This is a genomic window from Collinsella sp. CLA-ER-H8 (assembly GCF_040092335.1).
Classification (GTDB): domain Bacteria; phylum Actinomycetota; class Coriobacteriia; order Coriobacteriales; family Coriobacteriaceae; genus Collinsella.
Genome location: NZ_JBBNLU010000002.1, coordinates 122319 through 139481 on the forward strand (window position 1 = coordinate 122319; position 17163 = coordinate 139481).

Genomic DNA, 17163 nt, shown 5'->3' on the forward strand with positions numbered 1-17163 from the left:
TCTTTTATGCATTGTTACCGCTATTATGGAAAATCACGTGTCCACCCTATCCTAGGAGGTATGAAGCATGCTCATTGCATTGCAGGGCGCCGTTTCGCAGGGCGTCCTCTGGGGCATTATGGTGCTTGGCGTGTTTATCACGTTCCGCCTGCTCGACATCCCCGATATGACCTGCGACGGCAGCTTTGCCCTCGGCGGCTGTGTCTGCGCCGTGCTCATCGTCAATAACAATGTCGACCCGCTGCTCGCCGTGCTGGCCGGCATGTGCGCCGGCGCCATCGCGGGCGCCGTCACGGGCATTCTGACCACCGTCTTTGAGATTCCCGCGATCCTCGCCGGAATCCTCACCCAGATCAGCCTGTGGTCCATCAACCTGCGCATCATGGGCAAGTCCAATACGCCCATTCTTGCCAAGGGCACCGTGTTCTCGGCCGTCAGCAATATGACCGGTCTGCCGCAGTCCACCGTTGCCATCATCTTGGGCATCCTGCTCGCCGTGGCTATCGTTGCCATCCTGTATTGGTTCTTTGGCACCGAGATTGGCTCGGCGCTGCGCGCCACCGGCAACAACGAGTACATGATCCGCGCTCTGGGCGTCAACACCAACTCCACCAAGATGATCGCCCTCGTGCTCTCCAACGCCCTCATCGGCCTTTCGGGCGCGCTCATCTGCCAGAGCCAAAAGTATGCCGACATTGGTATGGGCACCGGTGCCATCGTTATCGGTCTTGCCGCCATTGTTATCGGCGAGGTGCTCGGTCGCCTGCTGCCCGGCGGACTCACACAGTTTAGCGTTCGCCTGGCCTCTGCCGTCTTTGGCTCCGTGGTGTACTTCCTCATCCGCGCCATCGTGCTGCAGCTGGGCATGGACGCCAACGACATGAAGCTGCTCTCCGCCGTAATTGTCGCTGTGGCCCTATGCGTGCCCGTGGTTTGGGAGCGCTATAAGCTCCGCAGCTCCTACACGAAGGGGGATGAGGCAGATGCTTAAGCTCTCGCACGTCAAGAAGACCTTTAACAAGGGCACCGTCACCGAGAAGCGCGCGCTCACCGGCGTCGACCTCACCCTGAATGACGGCGACTTTGTAACCGTGATCGGCGGCAATGGCGCCGGCAAGTCCACGCTGCTCAACATGATCGCCGGCGTGTACCCGCTCGATTCGGGCGTTATTGAACTCGACGGCACCGACATCTCGCGCTTGAGCGAGTCGCAGCGCGCCAAGTACCTGGGCCGCGTGTTTCAGGACCCCATGCGCGGTACCGCTGCCGACATGCAGATTGCCGAGAACCTGGCCCTCGCCAAGCGTCGCGGCCAGCGTCGCGGCCTTTCGTGGGGCGTCACCAAGGCCGAGAAAGATGAGTACGTTGAGTTGCTCAAGCGCCTGGACCTTGGTCTGGACACGCGTCTCAACGCCAAGGTCGGCCTGCTCTCGGGTGGCCAGCGCCAGGCACTCACCCTGCTGATGGCCACGCTCACCAGGCCGCGCCTGCTGCTGCTCGACGAGCACACCGCGGCCCTCGACCCCAAGACGGCCTCTAAGGTGCTCAACCTGACCGAGGAGATCGTCGACGAGAACCACTTGACCACGCTCATGGTCACGCACAACATGAACGACGCCATCCGTCTGGGCAACCGTCTGATCATGATGCACGAAGGCCATGTGATCTACGACGTGGCGGGCGATGAGAAGAAGTCGCTCACCGTAGCCGACCTGCTGCAGAAGTTCGAGGAGGTCTCGGGCGGCGAGCTCGCCAACGACCGCATGCTGCTGAGCTAAAACCTGCCAAAAAGGAACAGGTCTATTTTGGTAGGTTTTATCTGCGCAAACGTCAAAACCGCCGCAAAGGGACAGACGCCCTTGCGGCGGTTTTCGCATATTATGTCGATAATCCGATATTCAACCAGACATTCTGGCTAAGGACTAAGGAAACTGCCATGAAAAGACTCCCCCGCCTTGCGTTAGCCGCCGCGTTGTTTGCCGGCTCGCTCGCAGGCATCCCAAGCCTCGCTTTCGCGGGGAACCTGCCCGCCGCTATTGACGGCTCCGTGGCCGTCATGCACACCAACGACATCCACGGCAGCTACAAGTACAGCTACAACGCAAGCAAGGGCACCGGCACTGTGGGCTTTGATGGGCTGGCGGTTCTCTATAGCGCCCAAAACAGCGCCCCCGATCTTTTGCTCGATGCGGGCGACACCTTCCACGGGCAGTCCTTCGCCACCATGAGCGAGGGCAAGAGCATCGCCGAGCTCATGGACACCTTCTATGTAGACGGCTACGACGCGACCACGCCGGGCAACCACGACTGGAGCTACGGCGCGGACAAGCTCCGCACCATGACCGGCTACAGCACCACCGGCACGCCCTTCGCCATGCTCTGCGCGAACGCGAAGTCTACGAGCGGCGTATGGAGCTCGAGCATCACGAAGACGCTCGATCGCACCTGGGAGGATAGCGAGGATCACTCCACATTCGACTACAAAATCAAGGTCGGCGTCGTGGGTGCCATGGATGAGTCGCTGGGATCCTCGCTGCGCGCGGACCTGGTCGCGGGCACGTCGTTCTCGAGTGCCGCGAACGCCATCAATACCGGGGCAGAGCAGCTGCGCAAGGAGGGCTGCAACGTTGTCGTCTGTATCGCGCACACGCTCGACGCCAAGACCTTTGCCACGCGACTCCGTGGCGTCGATGCCCTTATCGCAGGCCACGAGCACATCAACCTTAACGAGAAGGTGACGGGAGCCGACGGCAAGACAATCCACGTTGTCGAGGCGGGCAGTGCCTTTGCCGAGGTGGGACTGCTTTCCATTCCGTACAAATACGACACGAATGGCACCGAGACGACCGACGATGACACGGTCACGGTCCCTGCAGACGACAGCAACGAGAAGCTCTACACCGCCAAGAACGTCAACGACCTTTTGGCAGACCCCGACAAGGGCTCCGACTACCAAAACCGCCTTGAAGCCGTCCGCAACAAGATCAAGCCGCTCGACGAGGACTTTGAAAACGAATCGAACAAGGTGCTCGGCACATCCACCACCAACTATTTCTACGGCGAGGACGCCGCAGGCACGCATGGTTGGGAAATGGTGCGCACCACCGATTTCCGTCCCAGCAAGGAGGGCGACACCACCAAGGCCCAGACCATCGGCCACGTGATTTGCAGCTCCTATCTTGACCTGACGGGCGCGGACCTCGCTATCGAAAACGCTGGCGGCATCCGCGGCGGCATCGCGGCGGGCAACGTGACCGCCGGCAACGTCATCGCCATCTCGCCCTACGGCAACACCGTGGAGACCTGGGCCACGACCGGCGCGGACTTCCTCGCAGCGCTCGAGCACTCGCTACAAATCAGCGACGATTGCAACGACAGCTACGAGCTTCAGCAGGCTTATGTGGCGGCCGGTCACACCGAGCAGGAGGCGCAAGACAAGTACAAGTGGCGCGATGACTCTGGCAGCGTTCTCTCCTTTGGCGGCATCAACGTGACGATTGATTGGACACAGCCCGAAGGCAAGCGCATTGTGAGTGCCACACTCACCAAAGACGGCAGCACGCTCGATCCCACCAAGACCTATACCGTCGCCACCAACAACTACATCATCACCAACACGACCGACTTCCCCACCTTCGCAAACGCCACCAAGTACACCGAGTGGGGCACGTGCGAGGCGGCGCTGAGGGCGCTGATTGGGCAGAACGGCTGGGAGAGCAAGATGGCCGGGCTCGCCGGCACCATCAGCTTTGGCTCCGCTGCCGTGGACCCCACGCCCACACCGGCCCCGACGCCTAAGCCCTCGCCTAAGACGGACACGGCGACCACGAAGGTCATCACCAAGAAGATGACCGGTAAGCTCGCCGCAACGGGAGACCGCACGCTGGCAGTAGTTGGCGCGTGCCTTATCGGCGGCATCATCGTCATCATGCTCGGCATTATCTGGAAGCGTCGACGCTAAGCTACACCGCCGGGCCTTGCAGCCCCACCGCGTAAACTTTATATCGAGCACAGAAGCCCGTCCGAATTTGATCGGACGGGCTTCTTGGTGGGTATCATGGTTGGACGATCATTAGGAGGTTTTCCCTACATGGAATTGTTTGAGCCGATTCTTCATTTCTTTGAGCAACGGTGGGTCCACAACATCATCTGGGCCGTCATCTTGGCGATAGGCACCGCCGTCGCCGCCAAGGTCGTATCCAAGACCCTGAACCATCTGCTTAACCGAGACGATAACCCGCTTCCGGCATCGAGTATCTTCATCAACATCGCGCGCGCCGTCATCTGGATGATTGGCGGCAGCTTTATCCTCGACAACTGCTTTGGCATTAACGCAAACGCGCTCGTCGCCGCTCTTGGCGTCGGCGGCATCGCCATCTCGCTCGGCTTTCAGGACACGCTGTCAAACCTTATCGGCGGCATGCAGGTGACGTTTATGGGCATCATCAAACCCGGCGACAATATCGAGGTCGGCGGCGTATCCGGCGTGGTCCAAGACATCACTTGGCGACATACAACGATTGAGGATGCCTGTGGACAGACCATCATTGTGCCCAACTCCAACATCTCCAAGAACACGCTCGTGCATTTGATGCCCTTTGGACGCGTGGCCGTGCCCGTTGCCGTAAAGGACACGTCTAAGTGGGCTTCCCTTGACGTGCTGGCAGACGAGCTCACGAGCGCAACCAAAACGGCCGTCTCGCCCATCTCGGGCTTTGACAAAGAGCCCTACGTGCTCTTTAGCGAAATCGGCGACTTTGGCATCAAAGGAAAGATCATCTTTATCGTCAGCGACGACAGCACCACTTTCACCGCTGCCGACGCCTGCATCCGCGCCATCGCCCCCATCATCGCCTAAACCACCGCAAAGGGGTCAGGCATCTTTGTAGTGGTTTTCATTCGTGGTACCATGGTTCATATAGTTGTTTAAACGACTAAGGGAGCAACATTATGGAAGAGGCCTATCGTCAAGCACGCAAGCGCGGCGAGCAAGGACGTCGACGCGCCATTAGCCAAAGCGAGCATCCATACCTTACGGACCTCGATAGCTTGGTTGCTCAGCTCCCCTTAGGTCAGCGAGAGAATGTCGGCCTGCGGGATATTCCGCTCGAAATGGTCGTCGGCACGGTCACCAAGGGCCGTCAGTCCGCCTTTTCGTGTAACTTTATGCCCCTGCTTCCGTTTAGCACCGAGTTCGCCCGCAAGTGGTCCAACCTCTACGACATCCAGGTGACCGAGGGCTATCGCGACCCCGTCATCGTCACCGAGTTCATGCATCGGTTCTATGTCCAAGAAGGCAACAAACGCGTCAGTGTCCTCAAATTCCTAGACGCCCCGACGGTTTCGGCCAAGGTCACCCGTCTCTACCCCGGCACATGGGATTCCGTCGAAAGCCGCCTGTACGGCGAGTTCTGCGCGTTTTGGCGCGTCTGCCCCCTATACGAGATCGAGTTCTCGCGTGAGGGAAGCTACGAAACGCTCGCGAAGATGCTCGGTCAGAACCTTATCGAAAAATGGCCGCAGAAAAAGGTCGACTACCTGCGCCACACTTTCCTGCTCTTTAAGCGCGCCTACCTTCGCGCAGGCGGCGATCACCTGGACATTACGCCCGCCGACGCCATGCTCGTCTACCTCAATGTGTACAACCAGGACCGCCTGCTGGATACGCCAACGGATATCGTCGTAAACCGCCTGTGCAAGATCTGGCGCGAGCTGGTCATTGCCGGCAAAAATGACGAGGACAAGGTCGATCTCGTCGAAGCACCGAGCGTCGACGAGGAAAAGACGCCCGCCAAGTCCACCTCTGGCGTGCTCAACTTCTTTATGGGCAAGACCGTCTACTCGACGGCCAACCCCCTGCGCATCGCCTTTATCCATGAGTTCCCCTGTGCGACGTCGAGCTGGGACAGCCTGCACGACCAAGGGCGTCAGTATCTCGATGAGCACTTTGGCGGTATCGTGCGCACCGAGGCGTTCGAGGACTGTCACGATCCGGATGTGTTCTACGCCGCCGTGGAAACGGCTGTCAAACATGGAGCAAACGTCATCTTCTCGACCTCGCACCGCCTGATGGAATACACGCTCAGGGCTGCCGTTGAGTATCCCCGGGTTCGGTTCCTCAACTGCTCTATCGGCCTTCCCCATCAAAGCGTACGCTCGTACTTTGGCAAGATGTACGAGGCCAAGTTTCTGCTGGGCGCCCTTGCGGCCAGCATGGCGGACAACCACCGCATCGGTTACCACGCGTCGGTCTTCGCCTCGGGCGCACTCAGCGAGATCAACGCCTTTGCGATTGGCGCCTCGCTGCTCGACCCGCGCGCGCAGGTCATCCTCACCTGGGGCGATGTTCCCGCCGGTGGTCTTGCCGAAGCCATGTGCCGCGAAGGCGTAAGCGTCATGACCGGCGCTGACATGTCAAAGTCGCTCGAAGACCCAACGGCCTACGGGCTTCACCGCTTGGTCGACGGCAAAGTCACCGGCATCGCCATGCCCGTATGGAACTGGGGCCGTTACTACGAGCTCATCGTTCGCAGCCTTCTTCACGGCACGTGGGACGAGACCAGCGACGACAACCAAGTGCGCGCTGTCAACTACTGGTATGGCATGAGCTCCGGCGTTATCGACATCCGTTACGCTCCGGGCCTACCCTACCAAACGCGCAAACTCGTGCAGTTGCTCCGCAACGGCATTGTTGAGGGATCCATCAACCCCTTTGGCGGCGAGCTCCACAGCCAGAACGGCGTGGTACAGATCGAAGGCTTCCCTCCGCTGCCGAGCACGCAGATTGTCGAGATGAATTGGCTGGCGGACAACGTGGTAGGCACCATTCCGCAGCTCGACGATGAGCCGAAAGTCCCTGCCCTATGAAAATCCTTGCCATAGCCGATACCGAAGAACGATGCCTTTGGGAGTGCTTTCGCAAGGAACGCTTTGAGGGAGTCGACCTGATTTTGTCCGCCGGCGATCTGGACCCGGACTATCTTGAGTTTTTGGTCACGGTCATCAACAAACCGCTCATCTACGTGCGCGGCAATCACGATGACCGCTATGCACGTCATGCACCGGGTGGATGTATCTGCGTAGAGGACAGCGTGTACACGTACCGAGGGATTCGCATTGCGGGCCTTGGCGGGTCCATGCGTTATCGCGACGGCGCCAACATGTACACCGAACGCGAGATGTCCAAGCGCATGCGTAAGCTGTCGCGTAAGGTTAGGATGGTCGGCGGGTGCGACATTCTGCTTACCCATGCACCCGCCGCCGGTATGGGTGATCTGGACGATCTGCCGCATCGAGGATTCGAGTGCTTTAACATAGCACTCGAATCCTGGAATCCCGACTACATGGTGCACGGGCATGTGCACCAAAGCTACGGTTGCGATTTTCAGCGCGAGCGTCAGCATGTGTGTGGAACGACGATCATCAACGCCTGCGGCTATACGCAGTTTGAGCTCGACCAGACGCACTACCCCATCCGCGGCTGGCAAGCAGCTTGGCTCAACTCACAAACCATGCGCCGCGAGCTCAAACGCCACGAAGCCATCGAGTCCTCAACTGCCAGAACCCCCTGGTAACCACCACAAAGAGGACACTGTCCCCTTTGAGGTGGTTTTGACGCGATAGCAAGAAACCCGGTCCTGCACGGGGCAGAACCGGGTTTCCTTAGCAATGCTTGCTTTGCTCAGGCAGTAACTGTTAGTTACTCAGCCAGGAAGTCACGCTGGACAGCGGGATCGACCTTGACGCCAGGGCCCATGGTGGAAGACACGGAGATGGACTTGACGTACTTGCCCTTAGCAGAAGAGGGCTTGACGCGCAGGATCTCGGTGTACAGGGCAGCGTAGTTCTCAACGAGCTGCTGCTCAGAGAAGGACTTCTTGCCCAGGGGCACGTGGCAGATGCCGTAGCGGTCGGCGCGGTACTCAACGCGGCCAGCCTTGAGCTCGGAGACCATCTTGGCGACGTCCATGGTCACAGTGCCGAGCTTGGGGTTCGGCATGAGGCCACGGGGACCAAGGATCTTACCGATGCGGCCAACCTTGGCCATCATGTTCGGCGTAGCGATAGCGGCGTCGAAGTTGATCTCGCCCTTCTGAATCTGGGCGACGAGCTCGTCGGAACCGATGATGTCGGCGCCGGCAGCCTCAGCCTCGCGGGCCTTCTCGCCCTCGGCGAAGACGGCAACACGAACGGTCTTGCCGGTGCCGTGGGGCAGGGAGATGGAACCACGGATGTTCTGGTCAGCCTTACGAGTATCGATGCCCAGACGGAAGTGGGCCTCGACGGTCTCGTCGAACTTGGCGGTGTCGAGCTCCTTGATGAGCTTGGCAGCCTGAAGGGGGGTGTAGAGCGTGGCGCGGTCGATCTTCTCGGCAGCGGCGTTATAGCTCTTACCATGCTTAGCCATGTGCATTACCTCCTGTGGTTAAACGGGCGTGAGCCCTCCCACATCGTATCGTGTGCCCTATTGCACACATTTAACGGGCACCCCGGTCGGAGCATCCGTTGTTACCATAAGAAATCGCTACTCAGCGATGGTGACACCCATGGAACGGGCGGTACCGGCGATGATCTTCTTGGCGGCGTCAATGTCGTTGGCATTGAGGTCCGGCATCTTGATCTCGGCGATCTTGGTGAGCTGCTCCTGGGAGAGCTGACCAACCTTGTCGGCCTGGGGCTTAGCGGAACCAGACTTGAGGTTCAGCTCCTTCTTGATGAGGTGAGCCGCCGGCGGGGTCTTGGTGATGAAGGAGAAGGACTTGTCCTCGTAGACAGAGATCTCAACGGGGATGATGTCGCCCTTCTTGTCCTGCGTCTCGGCGTTAAAGGCCTGGCAGAACTGCATGATGTTCACGCCAGCAGCGCCCAGGGCGGGGCCGACGGGAGGAGCGGGGTTAGCTGCACCAGCAGGAATCTGGAGCTTAATGACGTTGGCAACCTTCTTCTCAGCCATGGTCATTCCTTTCGAATCACGAGTGTGAAGTACTTGCTATATCGTAAGCACGCACGTGTTAGAAGCACTCCTGAGATGAGCAGTCACAGAAGAAGCACGCTCGCGCGAACGGACGAAAACTTAAGCGATGACAGCGACCTGGTTAAAGTCGAGCTCGACCGGCGTCTCGCGGCCAAAGATCATCAGCGTGACCTTGAGCTTGCCAGCCTCGGTGTTAACCTCGGAGACCTTGCCATCAAAGTCGGTAAGCGGGCCATCGGTGACGCGGACGGACGTACCGACCTCAATATCAACCGAGGTGCGCTTGGGCGAATCGCCCTTACCGGGACGACGAGTCATCTTGTTGTACTCGTCGCGGGAAAGCGGAGCGGGCTTGCCGTTGCCGCCTAGGAAACCGGTGACGCCGGGCGTGTTACGAACACACGTCCAAGCATCGTCATCCATCTCCATGCGGACCAGGACATAACCCGGGAAGATCTTGGAATCCTTGGTCTCACGCTTGCCACCCTCTTTAATCTCGGTGACGCGCTCCATAGGAATCTCGATATCAAAGATACGGTCCTGCATGCCCATAGTCTCGATGCGATGCTCGAGATCGGACTTAACGCGGTTCTCGTATCCAGAGTAAGTGTGAACGACGTACCAACGCTTAGACATGGTTTAGCCCCTCAATCCAGAGAACAGAGCAAGAGCCTCGCCAAAGCCAGCATCGAGCAGAGCGATGACGACGCCGACGACGATCAGAGAAGCGCAAACGACGACCGAGTAGTTCACGAGCTCCTTCTTATCGGGCCACGTGACACGCTTCATCTCGGACTTGACCGAAGCGAAATACTTCTTGGTGCGGGCGAAGAAACCAGGCTTCTCGTTCTTCTTGGACTTCGCAGCCTTCTCGTTCTTCTTGGCAACGGCCTTCTTGGCCTCAACCTTGGAGTTGGCGGCAGCTTTGTTGGCAGGTGCCGGCTGCTGAGCCTTCTTCTTGTTCTTCTTGTTGGCCATTTGGGTTACCTCCGCGCAATGCGCTTATACATGAGTAAACCGTAAGCCCCCAAGTGGGAGCTTACGGAATAATGACTGGCACGCCAGGAAGGACTCGAACCCTCAACACTCGGTTTTGGAGACCGATGCTCTACCAATTGAACTACTGGCGTATGTGACTAGAGACTAGCGAGTCTCTTTGTGCAGCGTGTGGTGACGGCACCAGGGGCAATACTTCTTGATCTCCATACGATCAGGCATGGTCGACTTGTTCTTGGTGGTCGTATAGTTGCGGCGCTTGCACTCAGTGCACGCAAGAGTAACTAGAGTACGCATGTATCCTGAACCTTTCATTTCCGCCCCGTACGGGCACGAGTTGTTACTTTATCAGCTCCACGTAAGTGCTGTCAATGAAAACCTCGAGTCAATTGGTTCTCGGTGGATCCATTCATATTTGGAACACATCAATGAAGCCATCGAGAGCTAATCGACGGTGCATCCAGGACCATTATCGATCCTCTCGACACCAGCAACGGCTCAATATCCATTGCAGAAAAGAACCCGGCACCCATATAAGTGCCGGGTTCTCTAAGTCAGCTATATCAAAGAGCTAATTTACTCAATGATCGTGGAGACGATGCCCGAACCGACGGTGTGGCCACCCTCGCGGATAGCGAAGCGCAGGCCCTCCTCCATGGCGATCGGGTGGATGAGGTCGCCCTCGATGGTGATGTGGTCACCAGGCATAGCCATCTCGGTGCCCTCGGGGAGCTTGACCGTACCGGTAACGTCGGTGGTACGGAAGTAGAACTGAGGACGATAACCATCGAAGAACGGGGTGTGACGGCCGCCCTCCTCCTTGGTCAGAACGTAGATCTCGCCGGTGAACTTGGTGTGCGGGGTAACCGAACCGGGCTTGCAGAGAACCTGGCCGCGCTCGATGTCCTCGCGCTTGATGCCGCGGAGCAGCAGACCGACGTTGTCGCCAGCCTCGCAGAAGTCCATGGACTTACGGAACATCTCGATACCGGTAACGACGGTGTTCTGGGTATCCTTGATGCCGACGATCTCGACGGGCTCGTTGAGCTTGAGCTCACCGCGCTCGACACGGCCGGTAGCAACGGTACCACGGCCGGAGATGGTCATAACGTCCTCAACGGCCATCAGGAACGGGAGGTCGTTGTTACGAGCAGGCGTCGGAATGTACTCGTCGACGGCCTTCATGAGCTCGCGGATAGCGTCCATCCACTTGACGTCGCCCTCGAGAGCGCCCAGAGCGGAACCACGGATGACGGGGATGTCGTCGCCGGGGAAATCGTACTCGGAGAGGAGCTCACGGGTCTCCATCTCGACGAGGTCGATGAGCTCGTCATCGTCGACCATGTCGCACTTGTTCAGGAAGACGACGATGTAGGGAACGCCGACCTGACGGGCGAGCAGGATGTGCTCGCGGGTCTGAGCCATGGGGCCGTCGGTAGCGGCGATGACCAGGATAGCGCCGTCCATCTGAGCAGCACCGGAGATCATGTTCTTGACGTAGTCAGCGTGGCCCGGGCAGTCAACGTGAGCGTAGTGACGGGCAGCGGTCTCGTACTCAACGTGGGAGACGGAAATCGTAATGCCGCGCTCGCGCTCCTCGGGAGCCTTGTCGATGTTCTCGAACGCAGTGAAGTCAGCCTTGCAGCCCTCGGTCTCGGAGAGAACCTTGGTGATGGCAGCGGTCAGCGTGGTCTTGCCGTGGTCGACGTGACCAATGGTGCCGATGTTAACATGCGGCTTAGTGCGCTCAAACTTCTCTTTGGCCATAAAGCCCTCCTCTAAACAGGTCGTCCCCGGACGGGACTTTGCCTTTATACCATAGTGGCCTCTCAACATACTATTGAGAAGCCACCGTGTTACCTATGGTAGCGGTGACTGGATTCGAACCAGTGACGCCACGGGTATGAACCGTGTGCTCTAACCAACTGAGCTACACCGCCGGATGGAGCCTGCAACCAGACTTGAACTGGTGACCTCTTCGTTACCAACGAAGTGCTCTACCGACTGAGCTATACAGGCACTTGACGGGTGGGAGCTATAGGATTCGAACCTATGTAGGCAGAGCCAACGGGTTTACAGCCCGTCCCCATTAACCACTCGGGCAAACTCCCAATCGTTCAAGTATCCGCAGGTCCTTTGGTCTTTTGGACCGCCGCCCCCGCGAACGAAGAAGATAATACGATGCCACCTTGGGGGCTGTCAACGAAAACCTCTAGATACACGGTGCCGGGCGTATCTATATGCTTTTGACCTGCGGTTTTGCTGAGTTTGGATATGAAGGACGATAAATTTGCATATAGCGGTGACATTTCCCGAGGGAACACTTTTGCGTAGTGGAGTGAACGTGCCTTGCCGCATCTTCGAGATCGGCTTATTCGTACCTACATATAGGTACGAGAGTTGATTTTCTCCCGTTTGAAATCGAGCGTGGGAAAATCCACGCTTAAACAGGACGGTCAGGCGCCTCGCCGCTTTTGTCTTGTTTTGTAACAGCAAGACGCTGATTATTGGTCCAGATGTTACAGATCAAGACGATTCGCCGCCGGCCTCCCTCGTTATCTAAATCTGTAACAGTAAGAACGGTTTTCCTCCCCTACCTGTTACAGATTAAGACAATTGATCCATCTGCATCCTTCCATCTTGATCTGTAACAGGTTGAAGCAAATGCCCCAGCGTTACAGATTGAGACATTCAGAGCTGCACCCACCAATAATTGTTACGACGTAGTCTAAAGAAAGTGCCATTCATATATAGGTTGGGGGCATCCCTCTATCTAGTTTTGTCTCAATACTCTGAGCGACTGTATCTACAAGGCCCGACGATCGGCTTCGCACTTGCCCTAGAGCCCGATCTCCGCGATTATCTTTTTCATCTCGATGGCCCATCCGAGCTGCTCCTCGATGTACGTCGGCCATGCATCCTGGTGGCCCTTGATGGGGTGGCCCGCCTTGTAGAAGCGCAGTCCCGAGGCCTTTTTCGCATCGAAGGGTGCCGCCGTCAGCCCGAGGCGCTCCTCGAAGACCCCGCTGTTGGCGATGGCGCGGCGCCCGATCTCCTTGTCGTCGTCCACGTACAGCTCGATGCCCGTGCGGCCTTTGTGCGTATCGATGAGCAGGGCGAGATGGTATGCCGAGACCCCCAGGCGGAGCGTCGACCAATGGTCCTTGCTGGGCTTCTGCGGGCTGAACTCCTTGAGGAACTCCGGATGGCCGTCCGCCACCTCGCGGTAGGCCGTCCAGTACGCCAGCTTGACCTTTTCGGTCTCGCTGAGCCCCTCGGAGAGCTTCACGGTCTTAGTCCACTCGTTCGGCTGCTCGACCACGTTGAAGCGCGGGGCGGGCAGGGAGTCCCCGATCTTCCAGAGCTCGACCTCGACTAGGAAGAACCCGAAGTCGCTGTCGGTGTGCTGGTTGAGCCACTCGATGGCCTGGCGGTGCTCGTCGCGGGCACGAGCCACGACCCAGATGACGACCTCGGCGCCCTTGCCGGCGGCGTACGTGATCACCTTGCCGAGGTGGTCGTGGTTGGTGTCCTCGAGCTGGTTCTCGATGATCACCTTGCGGCCCGTACCGGACTCCTGCGCGTAGATGTCCACGTTGAACGATCCGACCGAGGACTCCGTCTCTATGAGCTCGAGCTCGATTCCGACCGCCATCCCGAGGGTTGCGAGGTTCTGCTCCTCGGCCAGCCACTTGGTGAAGTCGTGGGCCTCATGCGGCCACACCTCGCGCAGGGGAACTTTCTGAATGGTATCAAGGTTATAGGACTTCATCTGTCGCCCCATCGGCTAAGAGAGGCATCAGCGTCGTTGTAGAGCCTCTTGCCATCAAACGAGCGCAGAAGAAGATCACGACGCTCTTCGAGGTCTTTCAGCTCGCAGGGGAACACAAACAGCATCACATTTTGATGGTACTTGTAGTCGGCATAAACGTCCGGATCGCCCTGGCGCGTGGGCGTGGATACGATATCCTCCGACATGTGCTCGCTCGAACCAACGTAAATACCCAGGTAATCGCTGTAGTTCTTATCGTGGTCGCCCTTTTGATACTTTGCGATAAGGTAACAGCCGGGCATATCGAAACCGTTAAACGCAGCATCGGCAGCTTTGTCCTGCTGACAGACAAACTTGTGTAGGGGCATCACCGTCGACGCTCCTTCAAAAATCGATTGCCTTGCAGCGTTGATCTTCTTACGAGCCTCGGCAGCTTCTCTTGAATCCTGAAACGCTTTCGCAGCACCGCCCAGTGCGCCAACTGCCGCGCCGACGCCATCGGCCGCCGCGCCGAACCCCTTACCAATACCATCGGCAACGACATGAGCGCCGTTAGCAGCACCGCCCGCCGCATCCTTTACGGCACCGCCGACGGCATCAACATCGACACCGAGCTGCTTTGCACCCTCAATGACGGCGGCCGCAGCACCCAGGACCTCCGCCGCAAGGTTCACCGTATCTTTTACGTTTTTAAGATTTACAGCCATCCAACTATTCCTTTCGCCATTCCGCTTTCCGGATCGGCCACGACTTTCAAGAAGCACCAGGCACTTGGCGCGGCTTCTCATGTCTATGCCGAATGCCTCTAACACCTAAGCAAGCAGTCTAATTCTTGCAGCGTAAAACGTAACAGCGAAACGTCTATTAATCGGTGAGTGCAGTGAGCGAATCGAGGAGTGCTCCGTGTTCATGTCTACCTTCAATATTCAAAGCCAGATTGGTATTAGCGCATCGATTGTATTAGAGCTTCCAACGTCATTGAGCAGAGGGAATTGGCTGCAGTTTTATATCCCCACGAACGTCTATTTTTCTCAATAACGAACAGCCCGCTCTTAAAGAAGGAGATCCAAATGGGCAACTTAGAAGAACTTGAATTAACTCGACGCGGATTTACGGTTCTCGCGGCCTCAGCTTTCGGAGCATTCTTTATTAAGCCGAAAACAGCCATCGGCCTCTCTTCTGGCAAAACGTACATTGTAAGCGTGAAAACAATCGGATACGGATACCTTTGGGAAAAGGAATTTGAAGGCACCGATTGGATGTACGAACCAGATGAGGTAGAAGTCCAGCGCGAAGCGCTTAAACCTGGAGCCATCCTTCGATTCGAACAAGACCCCGACATTCCAAAGGATGCTGCTTGGCTCGACGCCATCTCTGAAGACGGCGAAAAAACTCTGCGACATCCCCTGGAGCGCGACGGCAGAAGAAGAGGCAGCCGTCATGAAAATCGTCGATAGGATCAACGGCGGCCATAAAGTCTGGGCAGAAGTGAGCGACGCCGAACATTCTACGATTGACGCCGGTCCCGACAACGCACGCATTCACACAATTGAATTCGACGTGTTCTACCGATAATTTGCCGCGTGATGCCTAATGAAATCGGCACGATCCAATCCGACAAGGAGCACCAGGTTCGCTTTTCGCCAGCTTAGTCTTACCATTCGACCACCATACCCATATGTGCAAGTAGACTCACTCGGTCACGCACCGCCTCGCCACCCCCATCGCATCCACCGTCATTTCGGGCGGCCTCAGTTCAAGCGCGCAGTTATTCGACTGATGTCGCAGCAAGAGAGGAATCCGTTTACCGAATAGAAAGCCATGGCATCTGCAGAATAGCCAGAAAGCGCTAGCATTTTCATATCGGGAAAGGAGAGCACTCATTATGGACAAAAAGAAAAGGACAGCCATCGTCTCTGTCGTCGCGGTCTTAATCGTTGCTATCGGAGCGTACTGGTACGTCAATTACCAGATACCGCACAATGCAGCGGTTGAGGCCTTCAACACCGCTGCCGACGGACTTCAAAGCCGCAATGATGACTTAGACGCCGCAATCAAAGAGCTTCAGGAACTGAACAAATCGAAGGATAAGCCCTATGATTCGTCGACGTCTGATTCCGCGACCAATGCGGTAGCCCAAGCTCAGGCCGCCAAAGAAGATATCCCCGCAATGCCAGGTAATACCGACGAGATAAACACTATGGCAAAGAAGATCGACAAGATGGGAAAATACGATTCCGTCATCGGCGATCTTTCCACCGCCAAATCCAACCTTCAAGACAGCATCGACCAGCTCAAGCAGGTGACCAACCCCTCAGAGCAATTCATCCTGCAACGGCTCACGGGCATTGCCAACATCACGGCACTGGAAGCTGTTTCGGAGGGCAACGATCCAAATAATAAGTTGGGCAAACAGGGCGGTTACACCGCATGCGTCTACTTTAATTCCGATTTGGTCGACTCTTCCGACGTGTATCTTAGCGGAGATTACACCCCCGTCGTGGACGGCGGATGCGATGCCGGCGGAGCCGTCGAGGTGTACGCAAACGTCAAAGATGCCAAAAAACGCGATGAGTACTTGAGCAGCTTTGACGGCAATTCGATCTTAGACCCCGGTTCGCACAAGGTTGTTGGCACCTGTGTGGTTCGCACTTCCTGCCATCTTGCCGCATCGCAGCAAAACAACATGACGAGCAACGTTGAACAGGCACTCATCAGGCTCGACAAGTAATTTTTTATCGCTCATATCAACTGGCGATAAAGGGGTGTAGATATGAGCGATAGATTTCCCGATGTTGATTGGTGATGCGATCGTTGCAACGCCCATCTCAGCAATCAGCCAAGTTTTGATGATCACAAGTACACGTGGGTTTGCACTGAATGTGGTTACAAGAACAGTATCTCCGCAACCAACATTTATGAATCCGAAGAAGACTATCTGTTAAACCCAGGCGACGATCCCCTCCCCGATGACAATGGTTACAGTTACGACGTCGTAGGGGGTAGACGAGCAGGTCTGTTAGCCCCGCCCAAATGGGCGGGGCTTTTTCTCTAACATCAACCAGATTCTTTTGCGCAGCACCAGCCAAAATGGTTAGCCCCCTGCATTGTCTCAATCTATAACAACTAGGCAGGTTATTTCCTCCTAACTGTTACAGATTGAAACAAATGGACAGATCCTCAACCTTCCATCTCGATCTGTAACAGTAAGAACGGTTTTCCGCACCTTCGTGTTACAGATCGAGACAAACCTGAAGCTTGGTTGGCGCCACACCCGCTGACTTATAGACATAAATAGAAACGGGCCCTGTCCCACAAGGGAACAGAGCCCGAAACTCTCATGGAGCCAGTGACAGGAATCGAACCTGCAACCCACTGATTACAAATCAGTTGCGCTACCGTTGCGCCACACTGGCACACT

At 57.0% G+C, this 17163-nt stretch carries 17 protein-coding genes and 5 tRNA genes; 9 read left to right on the top strand and 13 right to left on the bottom strand.

What is annotated here, in order from left to right:
- Window positions 1-67 precede the first annotated feature (67 nt).
- The 6 genes from AAAX72_RS01820 to AAAX72_RS01845 all read left to right on the top strand — a co-directional run bounded on the left by AAAX72_RS01820 (window position 68) and on the right by AAAX72_RS01845 (window position 7574).
- On the top strand, window positions 68-991 hold the full coding sequence (locus AAAX72_RS01820) for an ABC transporter permease (protein WP_006234992.1): 924 nt from the start codon (window positions 68-70) through the stop codon (window positions 989-991).
- Entirely contained in the window at window positions 984-1778 is a 795-nt protein-coding gene (locus AAAX72_RS01825) for an ATP-binding cassette domain-containing protein (RefSeq protein WP_055250279.1), read from the top strand. The genes AAAX72_RS01820 and AAAX72_RS01825 overlap by 8 nt, the downstream gene beginning before the upstream one ends.
- A gap of 158 nt (window positions 1779-1936) precedes the next feature.
- On the top strand, window positions 1937-3961 hold the full coding sequence (locus AAAX72_RS01830; protein ID WP_349128780.1) for a 5'-nucleotidase C-terminal domain-containing protein: 2025 nt from the start codon (window positions 1937-1939) through the stop codon (window positions 3959-3961).
- Window positions 3962-4090: 129 nt separating this feature from the next.
- Window positions 4091-4858 (top strand): mechanosensitive ion channel domain-containing protein, encoded by a 768-nt coding sequence (locus AAAX72_RS01835; protein WP_195239368.1) that lies wholly within the window; start codon window positions 4091-4093, stop codon window positions 4856-4858.
- A 92-nt stretch (window positions 4859-4950) separates the two neighbouring features.
- Window positions 4951-6867, top strand: coding sequence for a BMP family ABC transporter substrate-binding protein (locus AAAX72_RS01840; protein WP_349128781.1), 1917 nt, complete (start codon window positions 4951-4953; stop codon window positions 6865-6867).
- Window positions 6864-7574, top strand: coding sequence for a metallophosphoesterase (locus AAAX72_RS01845; protein ID WP_349128783.1), 711 nt, complete (start codon window positions 6864-6866; stop codon window positions 7572-7574). The genes AAAX72_RS01840 and AAAX72_RS01845 overlap by 4 nt, the downstream gene beginning before the upstream one ends.
- Window positions 7575-7699: 125 nt before the next feature.
- Here the strand turns inward: AAAX72_RS01845 and rplA are convergent, their stop codons facing one another.
- The 12 genes from rplA to AAAX72_RS01905 all read right to left on the bottom strand — a co-directional run bounded on the left by rplA (window position 7700) and on the right by AAAX72_RS01905 (window position 14449).
- Window positions 7700-8407, bottom strand: coding sequence for a 50S ribosomal protein L1 (gene rplA / locus AAAX72_RS01850; RefSeq protein ID WP_022093892.1), 708 nt, complete (start codon window positions 8405-8407; stop codon window positions 7700-7702).
- A 117-nt stretch (window positions 8408-8524) separates the two neighbouring features.
- Window positions 8525-8953, bottom strand: a complete 429-nt coding sequence (gene rplK / locus AAAX72_RS01855) for a 50S ribosomal protein L11 (RefSeq protein WP_022093893.1) — start codon at window positions 8951-8953, stop codon at window positions 8525-8527.
- Between the two features lie 120 nt (window positions 8954-9073).
- Complete coding sequence (nusG, locus tag AAAX72_RS01860) at window positions 9074-9610, bottom strand: transcription termination/antitermination protein NusG (RefSeq protein WP_099432095.1); 537 nt, start codon at window positions 9608-9610, stop codon at window positions 9074-9076.
- Window positions 9611-9613: 3 nt separating this feature from the next.
- On the bottom strand, window positions 9614-9952 hold the full coding sequence (secE, locus tag AAAX72_RS01865) for a preprotein translocase subunit SecE (RefSeq protein ID WP_035137537.1): 339 nt from the start codon (window positions 9950-9952) through the stop codon (window positions 9614-9616).
- Between the two features lie 76 nt (window positions 9953-10028).
- Window positions 10029-10104: transfer RNA gene (locus tag AAAX72_RS01870), tRNA-Trp, on the bottom strand.
- A 13-nt stretch (window positions 10105-10117) separates the two neighbouring features.
- Window positions 10118-10267: a 50S ribosomal protein L33 gene (rpmG, locus tag AAAX72_RS01875; RefSeq protein ID WP_022093895.1), complete on the bottom strand. Its 150-nt coding sequence runs from the start codon at window positions 10265-10267 to the stop codon at window positions 10118-10120.
- Between the two features lie 279 nt (window positions 10268-10546).
- Window positions 10547-11737, bottom strand: coding sequence for an elongation factor Tu (gene tuf / locus AAAX72_RS01880; RefSeq protein WP_349128785.1), 1191 nt, complete (start codon window positions 11735-11737; stop codon window positions 10547-10549).
- A 96-nt stretch (window positions 11738-11833) separates the two neighbouring features.
- A tRNA-Met gene (locus tag AAAX72_RS01885) sits at window positions 11834-11910 on the bottom strand.
- Between the two features lie 3 nt (window positions 11911-11913).
- Window positions 11914-11989 (bottom strand) — tRNA-Thr (locus AAAX72_RS01890).
- 10 nt (window positions 11990-11999) lie between these two features.
- Window positions 12000-12081 (bottom strand) — tRNA-Tyr (locus tag AAAX72_RS01895).
- Between the two features lie 728 nt (window positions 12082-12809).
- The gene (locus AAAX72_RS01900; protein WP_349128787.1) at window positions 12810-13742 is read right to left on the bottom strand and encodes a DUF4268 domain-containing protein; all 933 of its coding nucleotides are present in this window, start codon (window positions 13740-13742) and stop codon (window positions 12810-12812) included.
- Window positions 13739-14449 carry a hypothetical protein gene (locus AAAX72_RS01905; RefSeq protein WP_349128788.1) on the bottom strand — a complete coding sequence of 237 codons (711 nt, stop codon included), beginning with the start codon at window positions 14447-14449 and terminating at the stop codon, window positions 13739-13741. The genes AAAX72_RS01900 and AAAX72_RS01905 overlap by 4 nt, the downstream gene beginning before the upstream one ends.
- A 363-nt stretch (window positions 14450-14812) precedes the next feature.
- Here AAAX72_RS01905 and AAAX72_RS01910 point away from each other — a divergent pair, with 363 nt between their 5' ends.
- From AAAX72_RS01910 to AAAX72_RS01920, 3 genes are all read left to right on the top strand, one after another.
- Window positions 14813-15199 (top strand): hypothetical protein, encoded by a 387-nt coding sequence (locus AAAX72_RS01910; protein ID WP_349128789.1) that lies wholly within the window; start codon window positions 14813-14815, stop codon window positions 15197-15199.
- Entirely contained in the window at window positions 15183-15317 is a 135-nt protein-coding gene (locus AAAX72_RS01915; protein ID WP_349117327.1) for a hypothetical protein, read from the top strand. The genes AAAX72_RS01910 and AAAX72_RS01915 overlap by 17 nt, the downstream gene beginning before the upstream one ends.
- A 310-nt stretch (window positions 15318-15627) precedes the next feature.
- Complete coding sequence (locus AAAX72_RS01920) at window positions 15628-16473, top strand: hypothetical protein (RefSeq protein WP_349117326.1); 846 nt, start codon at window positions 15628-15630, stop codon at window positions 16471-16473.
- 610 nt (window positions 16474-17083) lie between these two features.
- On the opposite strand, the gene AAAX72_RS01925 is transcribed toward AAAX72_RS01920, so the two are convergent.
- A tRNA-Thr gene (locus AAAX72_RS01925) sits at window positions 17084-17158 on the bottom strand.
- Between the last annotated feature and the right edge of the window lie 5 nt (window positions 17159-17163).

Coding starts and splice junctions, on each gene's coding strand:
- AAAX72_RS01820 (WP_006234992.1), top strand. CDS start 68: ATGCTCATTGCATTGCAGGGCGCCGTTTCGCAGGGCGTCCTCTGGGGC.
- AAAX72_RS01825 (WP_055250279.1), top strand. CDS start 984: ATGCTTAAGCTCTCGCACGTCAAGAAGACCTTTAACAAGGGCACCGTC.
- AAAX72_RS01830 (WP_349128780.1), top strand. CDS start 1,937: ATGAAAAGACTCCCCCGCCTTGCGTTAGCCGCCGCGTTGTTTGCCGGC.
- AAAX72_RS01835 (WP_195239368.1), top strand. CDS start 4,091: ATGGAATTGTTTGAGCCGATTCTTCATTTCTTTGAGCAACGGTGGGTC.
- AAAX72_RS01840 (WP_349128781.1), top strand. CDS start 4,951: ATGGAAGAGGCCTATCGTCAAGCACGCAAGCGCGGCGAGCAAGGACGT.
- AAAX72_RS01845 (WP_349128783.1), top strand. CDS start 6,864: ATGAAAATCCTTGCCATAGCCGATACCGAAGAACGATGCCTTTGGGAG.
- rplA (WP_022093892.1), bottom strand. CDS start 8,407: ATGGCTAAGCATGGTAAGAGCTATAACGCCGCTGCCGAGAAGATCGAC.
- rplK (WP_022093893.1), bottom strand. CDS start 8,953: ATGGCTGAGAAGAAGGTTGCCAACGTCATTAAGCTCCAGATTCCTGCT.
- nusG (WP_099432095.1), bottom strand. CDS start 9,610: ATGTCTAAGCGTTGGTACGTCGTTCACACTTACTCTGGATACGAGAAC.
- secE (WP_035137537.1), bottom strand. CDS start 9,952: ATGGCCAACAAGAAGAACAAGAAGAAGGCTCAGCAGCCGGCACCTGCC.
- rpmG (WP_022093895.1), bottom strand. CDS start 10,267: ATGCGTACTCTAGTTACTCTTGCGTGCACTGAGTGCAAGCGCCGCAAC.
- tuf (WP_349128785.1), bottom strand. CDS start 11,737: ATGGCCAAAGAGAAGTTTGAGCGCACTAAGCCGCATGTTAACATCGGC.
- AAAX72_RS01900 (WP_349128787.1), bottom strand. CDS start 13,742: ATGAAGTCCTATAACCTTGATACCATTCAGAAAGTTCCCCTGCGCGAG.
- AAAX72_RS01905 (WP_349128788.1), bottom strand. CDS start 14,449: ATGGCTGTAAATCTTAAAAACGTAAAAGATACGGTGAACCTTGCGGCG.
- AAAX72_RS01910 (WP_349128789.1), top strand. CDS start 14,813: ATGGGCAACTTAGAAGAACTTGAATTAACTCGACGCGGATTTACGGTT.
- AAAX72_RS01915 (WP_349117327.1), top strand. CDS start 15,183: ATGAAAATCGTCGATAGGATCAACGGCGGCCATAAAGTCTGGGCAGAA.
- AAAX72_RS01920 (WP_349117326.1), top strand. CDS start 15,628: ATGGACAAAAAGAAAAGGACAGCCATCGTCTCTGTCGTCGCGGTCTTA.